Here is a 17318-nt window from a genome sequence, read left to right as displayed (position 1 = left end):
GCCTCTCCTTATTTTTTCACTGCGGCCGGCTTGGCTGCTGCTGGTGCCTGTACATTCCGTACCAGATCGCCGTCATTGAGGAAGCCGGCGCCGCTGACGACAATCGTCGTGTCGGCCGTGATGCCGCCCAGGATTTCAATGCGGTCGCTCAGGCGCCGTCCGGCCTGCACCTTGATCTGGCTGACCCGCTGGTCGGCATTCAGGCGGAAGACATAACTGAAGCCGTCGCGCACGGCAATCGCCTGCTGCGGCACCGTCAGCGCGCCCGAGGTGCCGAGTTCGAATTCGCCGCTGGCGTACATGCCGGCCTTGAACGGCGCATTCGTGCCCGTGCTGGCCGGCAGGTCGACGTACACGAGCGCGGAGCGCGTCTGCGGATCGACGGTGGGGGCGATCATGCGCACCTTGCCCGTCAAGACGCTGCCATTGGCCGCCTTCACTTGCGCCAGGGTGCCCGGTTTCAGATTCAGCAGCTCGGTGGCCGTCACTTCGGCGCGCCATTCGAGGCGGCCCTGGCGGATCATGTGGAACAGCTCCGTGCCGGCGCCCACCACCGAACCGACCGTGGCCGAGCGCGAAGAGATGATGCCGCTGTCGGGCGCCACCACCTGCGTGTATTTCAGACGCAGCAGCTGCGACGCCAGTTGCGCCTTGGCGGACGCGATGCGCGCATTGGCCGTCTGTTCGGCCGTCAGGTACTGGCTGATCTGCTGCGCACTGATGGCGCCCGTGCTTTGCAGCGAGCGGGCGCGCTGCGCGTTGGCGGCGGCCTCAAGCGCATTCGCTTCCGCTTCCAGCACGGCGGCTTTTGCCTGGGCCACGTCGGCGTTCACCGTGTCGTTCGAGAACACGGCCAGCACCTGGCCGGCGCGCACGACGTCGCCGACATTGACGCGCACGTCGGTCAGGCGCAAGCCGTTCGATTCGCTGCCGATGACGGCTTCCTGCCAGGCGGCCACGTTGCCGTTGGCCTGCAGTTTGATGGGCAGGCTGGCCGTTTGCGGCTTGGCCGTGGTGACGGTGAGGGCCGGTTTTTGCGCTGCGTTTTTATCCTTGGCGTCGTCCGCCGCGGTGGAGGAAGGGGAGTACAGGGCCACGCCGGCGCCCAGCATTACGCAAAGGGCAGCAAGGGCGAGCGCCATCGGTTTCAAGGTCAGTTTTTTCATGTTGTGTATCCGTCAGGGGGCGTTGTTGGCGATGGCGCTGCTGCTCCAGCCGCCGCCGGCGGCGCGGTACAGCGCCACCCAGGCGGCGCTGCGTTCGCGCTCGAGAATGACCACCGTGTTTTCGGCGGCCAGGCGCGTGCGGCGTGCGTCTTCCAGTTCGATCAGGCTGGCCAGGCCATTCTTGTAGCGGTCCTCGGTGGCGACGAACGACACGCGGTAGCCTTCCAGGGCCGTTTTCGCATGCTCGCTGCGCTCGTCCGTGCTGGCCAGGTTGACCAATGCCTCTTCCACTTCGCGCACGGCCTGGCGCACGCCGGCGCGGTATTTCACCACGGCTTCGTCGTAGCGCGCCGTGGCCGCGTCGATCTGCGCGCGGCGGGTGCCGCCGTCGAAGATGGGCAGGCTGACGGCCAGCGGGCCGATGCTCCAGGTGCTGGCCGTGATGCTGGTGCCGCCGGCGCGGATATTGCCCTTGCCGATGGAGCCGGCCAGGCTCAGGCGCGGGTAGCGCTGCGCCTGCGCGCCGCGCACTTCGAAGCTGGCGGCCGCCACTTCGCGTTCGGCGCTGTAGATGTCGGGCCGCTGGCCCAGGGTTTGCGCCGGCAGTTCCGCAATCGCCACGGGCGAAGGCAGGATGGCGGGGCTGGCCGCCAGCTTCTGGCGCAGCGACGCTTCCGGCATGGCCGACAGGGCCACCAGCGCCTTGACATTCACGTCGCAGGCGGCCCGTTGTTCGATGGCGCGGCTGGCGCCTTCGGCCGCGCTGGCGCGGGCCAGGGCGGCGTTGGCGGGCGGCTGGAAGCCGGCGCCGGCGCTCAGTTGCGTCAGGCGCGCCGAGTCGCGGCGCGAGACGGCGTCCTGTTCGGACACGGCCTGCAATTGCTGGCAGGTGCGCAAGGCGTAGTACTGGTTCGCCACTTCGGCGGCTACCGAGACGCGCGCTTCATGCCAGAGCGCGCGGGCGCTGTCGTAGCGCTCCTGCGCCGCGTCGCGCGTGGCGCGGTTGGCGCCGAAGACGTCGATTTCCCACGATGCCTGCAAGGCTGCCTGCGAGGTGGTGCCGCCCGGTTGCGCCGATTGCTGGCTGGTGCGCACCACGCTGCCCGTCGCGTCCAAGGTGGGCGCCAGCGCGGCGCCGCTGGCGATGCGATCCGCGCGCGCCTGCACGATGCGCGTGCCGGCGGCGGCGATGGTCGGGCTGACCTGTTGCGCATCGCTGATCAATTCCACCAGCAGGCTGTCGCCCTGGCCCTGCCACCAGCTGGCCAGGTCCGTCAGCTTGCCGTTGTGCGGCAGCGGCGCCTGCCACTGCGCGGGCGCGCTGGCGGCCACCGCTGCGGGCGGCCCCTGCAGGGCGCAACCGCCCAGCGCCAGCACGACGCTGGCGGCCAAGACGCGTTGAACGGTGCATCGAATAGTCGTCATGCTGGTCCTTCTGCTTGTCGTTGAGGTATAGAGAGTGAGGGAGGCATGGCCAGGTGCCGGCGCTCCACGTCGGCCATGGCCAGCGCGTAGTCGGTCAGGCGCGCCAGCCAGGTGTCGATGGCCTGCGACGATTCCAGCAATTGCGGGCGCAAGGTTTGCAGCACCTCGGTGCCGACCATGTGCTGCAGGGCCAGCGAGGCGATGGAAAACGCCAGCCGGTGCATGTCGTCGCTGTTGTCGGGGGCGCCCAGGTGGCGCGCCAGCACGCGCGTGAGCGCTTCATGTTCGGGACGGATGTTCTGGTCGATCTCGCGCGCCCACAGGCCCGTCGGTTCGAGCATTTCGCGGCACCACAGACGCATGCAGTCGCGCGCGATGTCGCCCTGCTGCATGGGGGCGAGCAGTTGCGCATAGAAGCCTTCCAGGCTTTGGCGCAGGGTGAAATGCGGCTGGTCGAACAGGGCGATATTGTCTTGCGGGTCGGCTGACTGCTGCGCAAAGGCGGCGCGGTACAGGCCCGCCTTGTCGCCAAAATAATAGCTGATGGCCGCTGCGTTGGTGCCGGCCGCCTGCGCCAGTTCACGCGTGGAGGTCTTGGCGTAGCCCTGTTCGGCGAACAGGCGGATGGCGCTATGCAGCAGCCGCTCGCGCGACTGTTCGCCGTCGGAACGGGGCTTGCGCCCATCGTCGGCGTGGGAAGTGGGGATGGCGGTTTTTTCAATCATGCCGGAGATTTAATCATATATCTCAAACGATTGATATAACTAAGCCGCTTGATTTAGTTAAGAAAGGATGAAGATAATGAAAAACGCAGGCAAAAAAAAAGCCCGCGGTTGTATTCGCGGGCTGAATCCAATGTTCGGAGAACGAATTGGAGGAGACAGTTCTACTATAGCGCTGAAAATGGTGCAGTGCAATACCGTAGAACTACTGTATCGGTCTCTTTTCGATGGCAAAAAGCCGGTATTCCATGTTGCGGCGCACAGAAGCTCAGGCCTTGCTGCGCAGGGCCAGCGTAAACGTGCTGCCGGAGCCGTAGTCGCTGTTGAAGAACAGGGCGCCGCCGATGGCGTTGGCCAGGTTCTGGCACAGGTACAGGCCCAGTCCTGCGCCTTCCACGTGGCGCGTGGAGGTGGAATCGAGCTGAGAGAAAGCCTGGAACAGCTTGGCCTGGTCTTCTTCCTTGATGCCGGCGCCGCTGTCGGCGATGCTCATTTCCGTCACCTGCACGCCGTCCTCGTCGCGCTGGGACAGGCTGATGCGCACCGTGCCCTGTTCCGTGAACTTGATGGCGTTGTTGAGCAGGTTGATGAGGATTTGCGTCAGCGCGCGGCGGTCCGTGTCGATGATGGCGGGAGATTGGCCCGGCTCGCCCAGTTCGAGTTCCAGCGCCAGGCCCTTTTGCTGGGCCAGAGGGCGCAGGGTGTCGGCCACGTCGGCCATCAGCTCCTGGCAGTGCACGGGTTCGATCGACAGGGTCAGCTTGCCCGCTTCGATCTTGGCCACGTCGAGGATGTCGTTGATCAGCGAGAGCAGATGGCGCGCGCTGGCGCGGATGGTATTGAGCTGCTTGTCCTGGTCGGACGTCAGGGGGCCGGGCAGTTTCATCAGCAGCGCGCCCGTAAACCCGATGATGGCGTTGAGCGGCGTGCGCAGTTCATGCGACATGTTGGCGATGAAGGCGGACTTCATGCGGCTCGCCTCGGCCAGCTCCAGGTTTTTCAGGGCGATTTCACGGTTGATGGTCTCCAGTTCGGCCGCATGGTGCGCCAGGCGCATGTTCAGCTCGATCACCTGGCGTTCGCGCGCCTGCAGTTCGCCGTTGACCTGCACCGCCTGCTCATAGGTCGAGATCAGCAGGTCGAGGATTTGCTGGCGTTCCGCATTGATGAAATGCTTCTGGTCGCCCAGGTACAGGGCGATGCCGATTTCCACATTCTGGTTCTTGCGCAGCTTCTGGTTCATCAGCATGTGGCTGATGCGGTTGAGCAGGTAGTCTTCCGCGTAGGGCTTGCGGATGAAATTGTCGGCGCCGCACTCGATGCCGCGGATGATGTCCTTCGGATCGTTGAGCGAGGTGACGAGGATCACGGGAATGTCGCGCAGGGTCGGATCGGACTTGATGGCGCGGCACAGGTCGTAGCCATTCATTTCAGGCATGACGATATCGGACAGCACCAGGTGCGGCTTGCGCTCGCGGATGGCGGCCAGGGCCAGCTGGCCATTCGCCGCCACGCGCGCGTTGTAGTGCAGTGACTGGATCAGGCGGCGCAAGCGCTCCGCCTGGGTCGGGCTATCCTCGACGATCAGGATCTCGATTTCGTCAGGCTTGATTTGGTTGTTGGAGTCCACAGACCTCTCCTAGGATTTCAGTGTGGTGATGCTGGGCGCCGTGAGCGCGCAATATCGACATCGTATGACTATATCGGATTTAGGTCTGCAAAAGTAACTTCCAAGTAACTATTTTGGCCACAGGGAATGCTGTGGCCGCTTGTCAGTTTTCGCCCTGGAACTGGCCTGCGCGATAGGTCAGCACGAGCGTATCGCGGTGTCCGTGGTCGCCGACGGGCTGGATCGGCGTCGATTCATGGATCACGGCAGCGTCGTCGAGCAGCAGCAGCGACCACGGTTCGGTCAGGGTAAAGCGCTTGCCGTTGGGGCCGTCCGCTTCGAAGATGCGCGTCTCGCCGCCCTTGACCTGTTCGCGCCCGATCAGCAGCACGGCGACGAAATCGACGCCATCGCGGTGCGCGCCTTCCGGCGTGGGCCGGCCGATGCCATCGGTCGTATCGATGCGGAACTGGTGCGCCTCGATGAACCAGGGCTGGCTGCCCTTCACTTGCGAGCAGGCGTCGCCCAGCGCGCGGATCAGCTGCTGCCAGGCCGCTTGCGCGACGATAGCCGCTTCGACCGGTTCGAACAGGCGGTGCATGCCGCCGTGCAGGGCGTTGTATTCCACCGGCTGCCAGTGCGGACGGTGCGCCGTCTGCGTCAGACGCTCGCCGTCCTGCACGAAGCACGAGTGGCGCCGGCGGCGATAGCGGCCGCCATCCTTCAGGTAATTGTCCAGCGCCAGGGTATCCCAGCTTGGTTCCAGCGCGCGCAGCGCGGCCAGCGGACAGCCGGCCAGTGCGGCCACGTCCTGCGGGCGCAGGACGGCATAGCCGTCATCGCGCAAGGCTTCCTTGACGTGGGACGGGTCGGTAAAGATCGGTGCGGAAGTGCTCATGGCGGTGCGGCCGCAACGCGGCCTGTCTCAGTTTATCCAGCCTGGCATTCTACGACTTCGCGGCGTTTCCTGTGCAGTGCGACAGGAATTATTCTTGTTGAGTTAAAAATTCTTTACCAGGGTCAGGCGCAGCGAGCGCGATTCCACCGGATGGAAGTGGATATCGTCGACGGGCTGCGCCTCGCCGGGCAGGCGCGAGGCGTAGTAATAGTCGATGGCCGAGTCGCGCCGGTTGGCCAGGTTGTAGCCTTCGACCTCCACGCGCAAGGTCTTGTCGATCCGGTAGGCGATGCGCCCGTTCAAGCCCACGCTGGCCGACGAGCGCACGCTGTTGTCTTCCACCAGCGGGCGCGGGCCGAAGTAGCGCAGGCGCAAGGAACCCGACCACGGCCCCGATGGCGTCACCGTCATGGCCAGCTGGGCCACGCCTTCGATGGCGCCGGGGATGAAGTCGCCCGCCGGGTCGCTGCCGCGCGAACGCGCGCGCGCATACGCCAGGTCCAGGTCCAGCGACAGCCAGCTGGCCGCCTTGTAGTAGCTGGAAAACTCGATGCCGTAGCGGCGGCTGGGGCGGCCCGCCTCGGTGGCGCCGGCGTCGCCGATGAACAGCAGTTCGGAATCGAAGTCCAGGCGGTACAGCGACAGCGACGTTTGCAGGCCGGCGATGGCGGCGCTGCGCAAGCCCAGTTCCAGTCCCCGCGAGCGCGCCAGGGGCGTGACCTTGTCGGCCGCTTCGCCCGTCTTCGGATCGACCGTGATCGTCGTGCCGCGCGCGTCGTTGCTGTGAAAGCCATTGCCGATGTTGAAATACGCTTCCGTATCGCGCCACGGTCCGGCGATCACGCTCAGGCTGGGGCTGAACAAATGGTCGCTGGCCTTGCCTGAATTGGCGGCGCGGTCGCTGCGCACGTCGAAGCGGTAGGCGTCCGCGCGCAGGCCGGCCACGGTGCGCAGCCAGCGCGACCAGCGCGTGCTGTTTTCGGCATACACGCCGAGGCTCGATTCGACGATATGGTCTTGCCGCGTGGTCGACAGGATCTGCCGCTGCCGCGTGTTGTACAGGCCATTGTGGATATTGTCGTTCTGTAGCTGCAGGCCGATGGTGGTGTCGCTGCTGCCCCTGTCCGTGTGGCGGTGCCAGGTGTGGCTGGCGTTGACGCCGGACGTCACGCGCCGGTCGGGCTGGGCGAACTGGTCGCCGTTATCGGGATCGTCCATCGCATACGTAAAATTCGAGAACAGGGCCAGGCGGTTGGCGATCACATACGCGCTGACCCTGGACGACATGTCGTCCGTAGTCTGGCGCCAGGCGCCCGACAGGCTGTAGCGCTGCGCCTTGCCGCCGTCGCTGGCATCGATGGCGTCGAAGCGGCCCAGGCTACCGTCCTGCACGGCGCGTAGCGCAATCTGGTCGGTGGCATTCCAGCTGGCGTCATACGCCATCGCCGTGACGTTGAAACCGTTGTTGGCATAGCCTTCGCTGTAGCGCAGCACGCCATTGAGCTTGCGGTAGCGGTCCGGCTGCGTGAAGGGGCCATCGTTGTGCTGCGCTTCGAGCGCGTACAGCAGGCTGCCGTCGCCCGCATCGTTGGAATTGGCCAGCAAGGCGCGGCGAAAACCGTTTTGCCCGATGCCCACGCTGGCGACGCCCTGCGTCAGGCGGTTCGCATAGACGACGGACGCCGCGCCGGCCGAGGAAAAATCGCCTTGCGCCGCCGAATACGGCCCCTTCCTGTAATCGAGGCGCATGGCCAGTTCGGGGATCAAAAAGTTCAGGTCCGTCCAGCCCTGGCCGTGGCCATGGCTGCGCTGGTTGACGGGCATCTCGTCGACGGTGGTGCGCAAGTCCGTGCCGTGATCGAGGTTGAAGCCGCGCAGGTAGAACTGGTTGGCCTTGCCCTCGCCGCTATGCTGGCTGGCGATCAGCCCCGGCACGGCTTCGAGCAATTCGCCGGGCCGGTAGCTGGTGCGCGCGTCGAGCTGCTGTTGCGTGACGCTGCCCGCGTTGGCCGAATCGGCCACGCCCAGCTGGTTCAGGCGCGAACCGTCGACCAGCACGCGCTGGAAGATATCGTCGGCATGGGCGGCGGTGGCGGAAAACAGGGCGGCGAGAAGGAGGGGAAAAGAGCGTGGCGTCATGGATGTAGTGGGGCTTAACGGATCGGCAGTTCCGTGTTCTGGCGGTCGAAAATCAGCGTCTGGATCGTGCCGCTGTCCTGCACGTTGAGGGTATTGCGCTGGCTGGGCAGGAAGTCGATCAGCAACTGATTGTGGATGCGCGTGGCGGGGGCCAGGCGCGTGCGTTCGATCTCCTGGAAGATCGCCACATTGTCGGCATTGACCTTCATGCCGACCCAGTTCAGGCGCAATCGCTTGCCATCCGGTCCCACCAGGTAAAACTGTTTTTCGACGTAGCGGCGCAGCGCCGCTTCGCTGTCTTCCTGGCCCAGGTCGAACTGGCGCTGGTACAGGTTCGTCAGCAGCGCCTCGACGTCGTGGCCCGTGTAGGTGTGCACCACTTCCGTGCTGCCGCTGGCCGCGTTATAACTGATGTCGGCGATGCCCATGTGGAAATTGTGGGCGCCAGCGGCCATGCTGGCGCAGGCCAGCAAGGCGCAAGCCAGCGCGCGCCAGCGCTTCATGCCTCGTCGCCCTTGGCCGAGCCGCCATTCTTGCCTTTCAGCGGCGTATGAAAATCGCGCATCAGGTTATCCCTGGGCGACTTCTCGCTCTTGAACAGCTCCAGGCGCGATGGCGTGATCTTGCGCGGCCAGCTATTGTTGCTCGTGTCAATGTCGGCCGTTTCCCAGTACGGGTCCTGCACCAGTCCCACCATCGGTTCATCCGTGATGACGACCTTGGTGATTTTCTTCGGCGAGTAGCGCCATACTTCGGCCGGCACGCGCTCGACGTACTTCTTGCCGCTTTTCAGTTCGATCTCGAGGATCAGGGGCATGACCATGCCGCCCACGTTCGACAGGTCGACCAGGTACAAATGCTTGCCCTGTTTCAGCAAGTCCTTTTCCCACGGCTCCAGGTTGGCCAGCGCTTCGGCATAGGCATTGCGGTCCTTGTTTGTCACCGTGAAATCGTCGTGCTGGTTGTAGAAATCCTTCAGTTCCGGATGTGCATCGACCCGGCGCGGCATGCCCTTGTTGGCGCGGCTCGTGACGGATTCCGGCTGGGCCTCCTTTTGCGCTTTTTTCCACGCTTTTTCCGTGGCCGGATCTTTCGAGCTCACGCCGTATTCGCTGATGCCGTCGATGCTGATGTCGACCGGGTCGGTGGTATAAAACCAGCCGCGCCAGAACCAGTCGAGGTCCGTGCCGGAGGCGTCTTCCATGGTGCGGAAAAAGTCGGCCGGCGTGGGACGCTTGAACTTCCAGCGCTGCGCATATTCCTTGAAGGCGTAGTCGAACAGTTCGCGCCCGAGGATGGTCTCGCGCAGGATGTTCAGTCCCGCCGCCGGCTTGGCGTAGGCGTTGTTACCGAACTGCAGCAAGGACTCGGAATTGGTCATGATGGGCACCTGGTCCCGGCTACGCATGTAGTCGACGATTTCGCGTGGCTCGCCGCGCGAAGCCGGATAGTTTTCTTCCCACGCCTGCTGTGCCAGGTATTGCACGAAGGTGTTGAGGCCTTCGTCCATCCACGTCCACTGGCGCTCGTCCGAGTTGATGATCATCGGGTAGTAGTTGTGGCCCACCTCGTGGATGATCACGCCGATCAGGCCATACTTGGTGCGCTTCGAGTAGGTCAGCTCGCCCGTCTTTTTATCTTTGACGGGACGGGGGCCGTTGAACGAGATCATCGGATACTCCATGCCGCCCACGGGGCCGTTGACGGAAATGGCCGTCGGATACGGGTAGGCTATGCTGTACTTGTTGTACTGTTCAATCGTGTGCACGATGGCTTGCGTGCTGTACTTTTCCCACAGCGGATTGCCTTCTTTCGGGTAGTAGGACATGGCCATCACATCGCTGCCGCCCTGCTTGTAGCCCTGCGCATCCCAGATGAACTTGCGGCTCGAGGCCCAGGCGAAGTCGCGCACGTTGGCCGCCTTGAAGTGCCACGTCTTTTGCGCGCGGCTCACTGTTTTCTCGGCCGCTTCCGCTTCCTTTTGCGTGACGATGACGACGGGCTTGTCGCTGCTGCGCGCTTTTTCCAGGCGCTCGCGCTGTGCGGACGACAGCACGTCCTGCGGGTTTTGCAGCTGGCCCGTGGAGGCGACGATATGGTCGGCGGGCACCGTCAGCTGCACGTCGTAGTCGCCAAACTCCAGCGTGAATTCGCCCGAGCCGAGGAACTGCTTGTGCTGCCAGCCGGCCGCGTCGTAATAGGCCGCCATGCGCGGGAACCACTGCGCCACTTCGAACAGGGCGTTCTTGTCGTCGAAGACTTCATAGCCGGCCCGCCCGCCCAGCACCTTCTGTTCGTTGATGTGGTAATCCCAGTCGATCTGGAAGACGAAATCCTGGCCCGGTTTCAATGGCTGCGGCAAGTCGATGCGCATCATGGTGCGGTTCACAACATATTTCAACGGCTGGCCATCGGCACCTTTCAAGGCGCGGATATGGAAGCCGCCCTGGAAGTCGCCGCGCGCCAGGATGCCGCGCAAGCCTTCGAATTTCATGGTGTCTTCGCCCGCCGTCCTGGCCCACGCCTGGCGCGACGGTGCCGTGGCCATGCGGCGCGCATCGGAATCTGGCTTGTAGATATTCTGGTCCAGCTGCACCCACAGGTAGCCGAGGGTGTCGGGCGACTGGTTATGGTAGGTGATGGTGCCGCTGCCGGCGATTTCGCGCTTGGCTTCATCGAGGGTGGCGCGGATCGTGTAGTCGGCGCGCTGCTGCCAGTAGGCGTGGCCAGGCGCGCCGGAGGCGGTGCGGTAGATATTCGGGGTGGGCAACACCTCTTCGAGCTGGCGGAACTTGTCGTCGAAGGGCTCGGCAGCGAAGGCCGACACGGTAAAGCAGAGAGCCAGCGAGGCTACGGAGCCGAAAGGTATGCGCATATTCACCCTGATGTTGTTGTAAGGAAATAGTGGCAACTATTCTATACGCAGGGTGAGGCCATCCATGTATCGATTTGTAATAAAGAAAGGTGGATTTTGCGCCAGCTTTTGCCTGGCGCCGTCGAGGCAATGCTTTACCTGATTTTGCTCGGGAAAGCGGGGCTTTTACTCACTTTTCATCAGGCTGTCGCGCAACTGGTTCAGCTGTTGTTTCATGTCCACAACCTGCTCCACGCTGCAGTGGCTGGCCGTCAGGATCGCTTCGGGCAGCAGGGCCGCTTCGTGGCGCAACTGGTCGCCCTGCTGCGTGAGGGAAATGATGACCTGGCGCTCGTCGCTGGCGGCGCGCGTGCGCGTCAGCAAACCCGATTGCTCCATGCGCTTGAGCAAGGGCGTCAGGGTGGCCGAGTCGAGGAACAGGCGCTCGCCCACTTCCGACACCGTCAAGCCGTCGCGTTCCCACAGCACCATCATCACCAGGTACTGCGAATAGGTGAGGCCGAGCTTGCGCAGCAGCTTGCGGTACAGCTTGTTCATGGCAAGCGAGGTCGAGTACAGCGCAAAGCACAGCTGGCCATCCAGGCGCGGCACCTGGTGCAAGGGGTTGGGAGCGGTAGTGGTATCCATGGGCACAGTATATATAGTGCGCTACTTAGTTGCAAGCGACCTCAATGCTTCCAGCGCCTGTGCATCGAGAGTGAGCGCGCCGGCCGCGACGTTTTCGCGCAGATGCGCCACCGACGAGGTGCCGGGAATGACCAGCATGTTCGGCGCGCGCTGCAGCAGCCAGGCCAGCGCCACCTGCAACGGCGTCGCTTGCATGGTGGCCGCCACCTGGTTCAGGGTGTCGGACTGCAGCGGCGAGAAGCCACCGAGGGGAAAGAAGGGCACATAGGCGATGCCTTGCGCGGCCAGGGTATCGATCAGCGCATCGTCCGCGCGGTGCGCCAGGTTGTAGTGGTTCTGCACGCAGACGATGGGGCTGATGCGCTGTGCCTCGGCCACCTGGCCCGCATCGACATTGGACAGGCCGATATGGCGCACCAGGCCTTCGCGCTGCAGCTGTACCAATGCGGCCAGCGGTTCGGCAAGCGACGAGCCGTCCGGGCCGGCCATGCCCGGTGCGCGCAGGTTGACCACGTCGAGCACGTCCAAGCCCAGGTTGCGCAGGTTGTCGTGCACGGCGTCGCGCAATTGCTGTGGCGATGCGGCCGGCAGCCATGACTGGTCGGCGCCGCGCACGAAGCCGATCTTGGTGACGATGGTCAAACCGTCACGATAAGGATGCAGCGCTTCGCGGATGATCTGGTTGGTGACGTGCGGGCCGTAAAAGTCCGAGGTGTCGATATGGTTGACGCCCAGTTCGATGGCTTCGCGCAGCACGGCGACGGCGGCGGCGCGGTCTTTCGGCGGCCCCCAGACGTGTGGGCCGGCCAGTTGCATGGCGCCGTAGCCGAGGCGGGTGAAGGCGATGTCGCAACGGGCGGGCGTGAATTGGTCGCGGGCGGGGGAATAGGTGTGCATGGCAGCTCCTGTGTGGTGGTCGAGTAAGGGAGCCACCATCGTAAGGCCGATTGCGCTGTATGATAATCGGGTCAATCCGGCACAGGCTGTACTCATTTCCGCACAATGAAAGCTATCTCCCATGCATGCAGACAACCCTTCCATGGCCGACCTGGCCGCCTTTGCCCTGGTGGCCCGGCACCAGGGTTTTCGCCAGGCCGCGCGCGCCAGCGGCCAGTCCGCGTCCGCCATGAGCGAGGCGCTGCGCCGGCTGGAGCAGCAACTGGGCATCCGCCTGCTGGAACGCACGACGCGCAGCGTCACGCCGACGGCGGCCGGTGCGCTGCTGCTGACGCGCTTGCGCCCGGCGCTTGAGGAAGTGAGCAGCGCGCTCGATGTGCTGAACGACTTGCGCGACAGCCCGCGCGGCACCTTGCGCCTGAACGTGCCGGTCAACGCGGCGCGCTTCTTCCTGCAGCCCATGGTCGACCAGTTCCTGCGCGCCTATCCGCAGATCAGGGTCGAGCTGGTGGTCGATAATAATTTTGTCGATGTCGTCGCCAGCGGTTGCGACGCGGGCATCCGTTATGGCGAAAGGCTGGAGCAGGACATGATCGCCATCCCGATCGGCCCGCGCACGCAGCGCTTCGCGGTGGCGGGCGCGCCGTCCTACCTGGCGCAGCGCGGCGTGCCCGTGCATCCGCGCGACCTGCTCCAGCACGCCTGCCTGCTGGGGAAATTCCTCAGTGGCGCGGTGCCACCGTGGGAGTTCGAACGGGACGGGCAAAAAGTGAGCGTGGAGCCGGACGGCCCCGTGATCGTCACGCCGACGGCGGCTGATTTTGCGGTCAGCATGGCCGTCGCCGGCCATGGCCTCGTGTATCTGTTTGAAGAGTGGCTGCAGCCATATATCGATGCGGGCCAGCTGCAGCCCGTGCTGGAAGACTGGGCGATGCCCTTTCCCGGCCCGTTTTTATACTATGCGGGCCGGCGCCACCTGCCCGCGCCGCTGCGCACCTTCATCGATTTTGTGCAGGCCAATTTTGCGCAGCTTCCGTAGTTTCCTTACTCCGCCGGATAGCGCTGGCGTAAAAGCTGCAGCATCGCCACGTTCTGTTCCCACGCGTCGCTCACGGGCTGCTGCGTGTATGGCAAGGTTTGCGTGTACGGCGCGGGACCGAATTCCGGCGTGAACGTCATGCGCTCGGCGCCAGCCGCGCGGCGCAGGGCGACGATGGCATCCCACCAGGCCAGGTGGGCGTCGAGCGCCGGTTTTGCTTCCGGCGCGCGGAAGTCGGCTACTTGCGGACCTTGTGCATGGCCCACGCGCGCATGCACGTGGCGCACCAGCGGCAGCACTTGCGCCAGCGTGTGCGGCTGGTCTTCCAGCAAGGACTCGCAGGCGCAGCACCAGTGCGACAGGTCGGCCGTCAATGGCAGCTCGGGATAGTGCTGCAGATACGGCAGCAGCAGCATCGGGTGGCCGGAAAAACGGCTGCGGTGGATTTCATGCACGATGGGCACGCCGTGTTTTGCCGAGATGGCGGCGGCCAGGTCGATCAATTCCGCGTTTTGCGCCTGGCTGTAGTAATCCTTGCCCGTGTGCGTGTTGACCAGCACGGGACGCGCCAGGCAGGCGTTGTCCAGCAGTTCTGCCAGGGCGGCGCGGTGCAGCTCGAAGTCGCTGTGGAAGACGGTTTCCCACTGCGCGGCGATCAGCTGCAGTCCCGCCTTGGCGATGCGGTCCGTCCATTCCTCGCGCAGGGCGGCGTCCAGCGGCAGCGACATCTCGATGCCGTCGAAACCGGCCGCCAGCACTTTGTCGATGAAGACGTCGGGCGGCAGCGCGTTATTGCCCCAGTGGGCGGCGAAAACCTCGATGCGCATCAGACGAAGCCCCGCACGGGGAAGGAGTCGTCGCGCTGTATCCAGTTGTGGGCAGCATATTCGGTCTGGCCGTCGGTGGCGTGCAAGGTGTAGGCGTGGCGCGAGACGGGCGAGCGGTTTGGCGCGCTGTAGTGGGGCAGCAAGCCGTGGAAGCAGACGAGGGCGCCCGCCTTGACTTCCAAGGGCACGGCCGTGCTGTCGTCGGGCCATGGCGTGGCGTCGAGTTTTTCCACGCGCACGGCGTCGCCGTTGCGGATGAAGCGTTCGCGCAGGGGGCCGCGGTGGCCGCCCGGTTCGGCCCACAGGCAGCCGTTGTCCAGGGTCGCGTCTTCCAGCGCGAACCAGAAGGTGGTCACGCTGATGGGCGTGGTCTCGAAATACGTGGCGTCCTGGTGCCAGCGCACTTCGCCGCCGATGCCGGGCTGCTTGAAGATGTACATCGATTGCCACACCTGCGCATCCGCCAGACCCAGGTCACGCGCCACTGCTGCCAGTTTCGGATCTGCCGAAAAGCTGCGGAAGACGGGATCCAGGTCATGCATGGCGTGGCCGATCTTGTTGATCGACAGGGATTTCGCCTGCTTCAATTGACCGTCCGGACCGAACGCTTCTTCTTCGAAGAAGCAGCGGATGGTGTTGTCGGAAGCGAGAAAATAATCGTTGGTGTTTTTTGCCTGGTCGCGCGTGGTGAAGATCGACTGGCTGACGCTGGGATCGAATTCGTTGACAATCTGCTCGGCGCGCGCGCGCAGGGCGGCGATGTCGTCCGCACCCTTGAAATCGGGCAGGATGATGTAGCCGTCACGTTGATACTGTTCTTGTTGTTCGATCGTTAGCATGGCGGCGGCTCCGGAAGGTCTATGGAAAGCGCCATTGTAGGATGGGCGAGGGCGGCAAACAATCGCCCAGCGGTTGACAGATTGTCGCCAAAGAGAAGACAATCTTTGACATGGATCAACTAAAAGCGATGGAAATCTTTGTCGAAGTGGCGCGCCAGCGCAGCTTTACGGTGGCCGGCCAGCGCCTGGGCCTGACGCGCGCCATGGTCAGCAAGACCATCATGCAGCTGGAAGAACGCCTGCATGCACGCCTGCTGCACCGCTCCACGCGCGAAGTAAGCTTGACGGACGCGGGCCGCGCCTACCTGGCGCCGTGCATGGCCACCGTCAGCCAGGCGCAGGAAGCGGCGCGCATGGTGGCGCACGTGGCGCAGGCGGGAGCGGGGGCGGAGCTGGCCGGGCCGCTGCGCATCCAGGCGCCGTCGAGTTTCGGCAGCGCGTGGCTGGCCGACGCCGTTGCCCGTTTCAGCCTGCTGCACCCGCAGGTGCAAGCCGAGTTGTTTGTCGACGACGCCCTGCTCGACCCGATACGCCACGGTTTTGATTTGACCATCCGCGTGGGCGGCATCCCGGACAGCAGCGCGCTGGCCATGCGGCCTTTGGCGCCGTGCCGCGCCGTGCTGTGCGCCAGCCCCGCCTACCTGGCGCAATGGGGCGTGCCGCGCACGCCGCAAGAGCTGTTGCAGCACCAGTGCCTGCATTTCAGTCACCTGACCGATGGCACGAACTGGCATTTCCAGCGTGGAGAAGGTGAGTCGCGCGAGGAAGTGAGCGTGCGCGTGCAGGCGGGGTTTACGGCGAATAACGGCCTGGTGCTGCACCAGGCGGCGCAGCGGGGGCTCGGCATCGTCTACAGCACCACCTTCCTCGCCTGGCGCAACCTGCTCGATGGCAGCCTGGTGCCCGTGCTGACGGACTGGGAACTGCCCTTGAATCACTTGAGCGCCCTGTATCCGGCCAGCCGCCAGCCATCGCCCAAGGTGCGCGCGCTGATCGATTTCCTCGTGGCCGAATACCAGCCCGTGCCGCCATGGGACCGCGAGCTGGAAGCGGCAGGTTTTTTCAGCTGAGGTTCAATTGAAAGCGACCGGCTCCACCGTCCACGCGCCATCTGCGTACACGCGCTCATCGTCCAGGTAGACGGCCTCGGTGACGGCGAAGATGTCGACGTGGTAGCGCGCATCCTTGCGCTTGAATTGCGGTTTCGTGTAGACGCCGTGCTTGGCGCCCAGCGACAGATGGATGCCGCACATGCGCTCATACGTGCCGATGTCGTTGACCAGCTGTTCGCGCGAAAAGGCGCGGTTCATGCCGAAGCCCAGCTCGCGCACCCACACTTCGCCTTCGTGCGCGCGGATGATCTCCAGCATGGCGGTAAATTCCGGCGTGGCGTTTTCCGTGCCCGTGACTCTGCCCTTGTCGATGATCAGGGTGATCGGCGTGTCGGGGCGGTTGACCATGAAGTGCGTGTCGCCAAAAACGAAAATGCGCACGCGCCCGTTCACCGCTTCCAGGTCCTGCGCTTCCGTAAACACTTCGCCCAGGGGGAACTGGCCGCCGATATTGTTCATGCCGCTGTAGTCGCCGATATTGAGCTTGGCCGATTCGAACGGCGAAGCAAAGACCAGCTGCTCGCCGCCGCTGTCGACCATGCCGTGGCGGGCGACGTCGATGCGCGCCTTCAGCGCATGGCCGACGCCGCGATAGTAGGCGGGGTCGTAGGCCAGCGAGGCGATGTAGTGCAACCCCTGCACGCCGGGCATGCGCGACAGGTGCACGTGCTCGATGACTTTCAGGCCCCGCTTGAACAGTTCGATGCGGATGCGGAACGCTTCCAGGCGGAAGCTGGTCGACTGGATCAGCACGACGAGGCTGCCGGCCGGCAGGTCGGCAAACGCGGCCAGCACGGCCTCGGGCGTGACCTCGTCGAAATCGATGAAGGTCGCGTCCGGCAAGGCCTGGCGATACGCTTCCGTCAGGACGACGTTGAGCCAGCTGCGCTTGTCGCAGACGATCAGGGCCGGTTCGTCCGGGCGGTGGCAGATGGCCATGGCCAGCAAGTCGGCCACGTTTTGTGCGGCCACTTCGGTGGCGGCGGCGCTGATGGCGTCGAGCCGGCTGGTGTCATTCTCGGGAAGCGTCATGGTGCGAAGGTGGGGGACGGGAAGTAATCGCAGCATTATAAGGCGATTGCCCGGGACGCCACCATTCCCCATCCGGCGCAGGACGGGCGGCCGCCATGCCGCTGATTATCT

The 17318-nt window shown here is 64.4% G+C and carries 15 protein-coding genes; 2 read left to right on the top strand and 13 right to left on the bottom strand.

Annotated features, from left to right (window positions below; all coding sequences use genetic code 11):
* Positions 1-8: 8 nt before the first annotated feature.
* The 10 genes from FG13_RS13865 to FG13_RS13820 all read right to left on the bottom strand — a co-directional run bounded on the left by FG13_RS13865 (position 9) and on the right by FG13_RS13820 (position 12358).
* Positions 9-1166, bottom strand: a complete 1158-nt coding sequence (locus FG13_RS13865; protein ID WP_035821713.1) for an efflux RND transporter periplasmic adaptor subunit — start codon at positions 1164-1166, stop codon at positions 9-11.
* A gap of 12 nt (positions 1167-1178) precedes the next feature.
* Positions 1179-2591, bottom strand: coding sequence for an efflux transporter outer membrane subunit (locus FG13_RS13860; protein WP_035821711.1), 1413 nt, complete (start codon positions 2589-2591; stop codon positions 1179-1181).
* Positions 2588-3316 carry a CerR family C-terminal domain-containing protein gene (locus tag FG13_RS13855; RefSeq protein WP_051959032.1) on the bottom strand — a complete coding sequence of 243 codons (729 nt, stop codon included), beginning with the start codon at positions 3314-3316 and terminating at the stop codon, positions 2588-2590. Before FG13_RS13855 ends, FG13_RS13860 begins: the two co-directional genes overlap by 4 nt.
* 265 nt (positions 3317-3581) lie before the next feature.
* Positions 3582-4943 (bottom strand): hybrid sensor histidine kinase/response regulator, encoded by a 1362-nt coding sequence (locus FG13_RS13850; protein ID WP_035821709.1) that lies wholly within the window; start codon positions 4941-4943, stop codon positions 3582-3584.
* A gap of 142 nt (positions 4944-5085) precedes the next feature.
* A complete protein-coding gene (locus tag FG13_RS13845; RefSeq protein ID WP_035821707.1) occupies positions 5086-5820 on the bottom strand; it encodes a 2OG-Fe dioxygenase family protein in 735 nt (244 codons plus the stop codon).
* Between the two features lie 102 nt (positions 5821-5922).
* Positions 5923-7959 carry a TonB-dependent receptor gene (locus FG13_RS13840; RefSeq protein ID WP_035821705.1) on the bottom strand — a complete coding sequence of 679 codons (2037 nt, stop codon included), beginning with the start codon at positions 7957-7959 and terminating at the stop codon, positions 5923-5925.
* 14 nt (positions 7960-7973) lie between these two features.
* The gene (locus tag FG13_RS13835) at positions 7974-8462 is read right to left on the bottom strand and encodes a DUF6702 family protein (protein WP_035821703.1); all 489 of its coding nucleotides are present in this window, start codon (positions 8460-8462) and stop codon (positions 7974-7976) included.
* Positions 8459-10834, bottom strand: a complete 2376-nt coding sequence (locus FG13_RS13830) for a M1 family metallopeptidase (protein WP_035821701.1) — start codon at positions 10832-10834, stop codon at positions 8459-8461. The genes FG13_RS13835 and FG13_RS13830 overlap by 4 nt, the downstream gene beginning before the upstream one ends.
* A 165-nt stretch (positions 10835-10999) precedes the next feature.
* The gene (locus FG13_RS13825) at positions 11000-11461 is read right to left on the bottom strand and encodes a MarR family winged helix-turn-helix transcriptional regulator (RefSeq protein ID WP_035821698.1); all 462 of its coding nucleotides are present in this window, start codon (positions 11459-11461) and stop codon (positions 11000-11002) included.
* Positions 11462-11482: 21 nt separating this feature from the next.
* Positions 11483-12358 (bottom strand): aldo/keto reductase family oxidoreductase, encoded by an 876-nt coding sequence (locus tag FG13_RS13820; RefSeq protein ID WP_152598767.1) that lies wholly within the window; start codon positions 12356-12358, stop codon positions 11483-11485.
* Between the two features lie 121 nt (positions 12359-12479).
* On the opposite strand from FG13_RS13820, the gene FG13_RS13815 reads away from it, so the two are divergent.
* Positions 12480-13397: a LysR family transcriptional regulator gene (locus FG13_RS13815; RefSeq protein WP_035821695.1), complete on the top strand. Its 918-nt coding sequence runs from the start codon at positions 12480-12482 to the stop codon at positions 13395-13397.
* A gap of 5 nt (positions 13398-13402) precedes the next feature.
* Here the strand turns inward: FG13_RS13815 and FG13_RS13810 are convergent, their stop codons facing one another.
* Together FG13_RS13810 and FG13_RS13805 are read right to left on the bottom strand one after the other, a co-directional pair.
* Positions 13403-14224, bottom strand: a complete 822-nt coding sequence (locus FG13_RS13810; protein WP_035821693.1) for a sugar phosphate isomerase/epimerase family protein — start codon at positions 14222-14224, stop codon at positions 13403-13405.
* A complete protein-coding gene (locus tag FG13_RS13805; protein ID WP_035821690.1) occupies positions 14224-15063 on the bottom strand; it encodes a phytanoyl-CoA dioxygenase family protein in 840 nt (279 codons plus the stop codon). Before FG13_RS13805 ends, FG13_RS13810 begins: the two co-directional genes overlap by 1 nt.
* Before the next feature lie 110 nt (positions 15064-15173).
* On the opposite strand from FG13_RS13805, the gene FG13_RS13800 reads away from it, so the two are divergent.
* Positions 15174-16133 (top strand): LysR family transcriptional regulator, encoded by a 960-nt coding sequence (locus FG13_RS13800; RefSeq protein ID WP_035821688.1) that lies wholly within the window; start codon positions 15174-15176, stop codon positions 16131-16133.
* Positions 16134-16136: 3 nt separating this feature from the next.
* Here FG13_RS13800 and FG13_RS13795 read toward each other — a convergent pair whose 3' ends face one another.
* Positions 16137-17207 (bottom strand): hypothetical protein, encoded by a 1071-nt coding sequence (locus tag FG13_RS13795; RefSeq protein ID WP_035821685.1) that lies wholly within the window; start codon positions 17205-17207, stop codon positions 16137-16139.
* Between the last annotated feature and the right edge of the window lie 111 nt (positions 17208-17318).

It is taken from the genome of Janthinobacterium sp. RA13 (assembly GCF_000745325.1).
GTDB classification, from domain to species: Bacteria; Pseudomonadota; Gammaproteobacteria; order Burkholderiales; family Burkholderiaceae_D; genus Janthinobacterium; species Janthinobacterium rivuli.
Note: the sequence above shows the minus strand (reverse complement) of the source record. Positions and strands in the feature narration are given on the sequence as shown.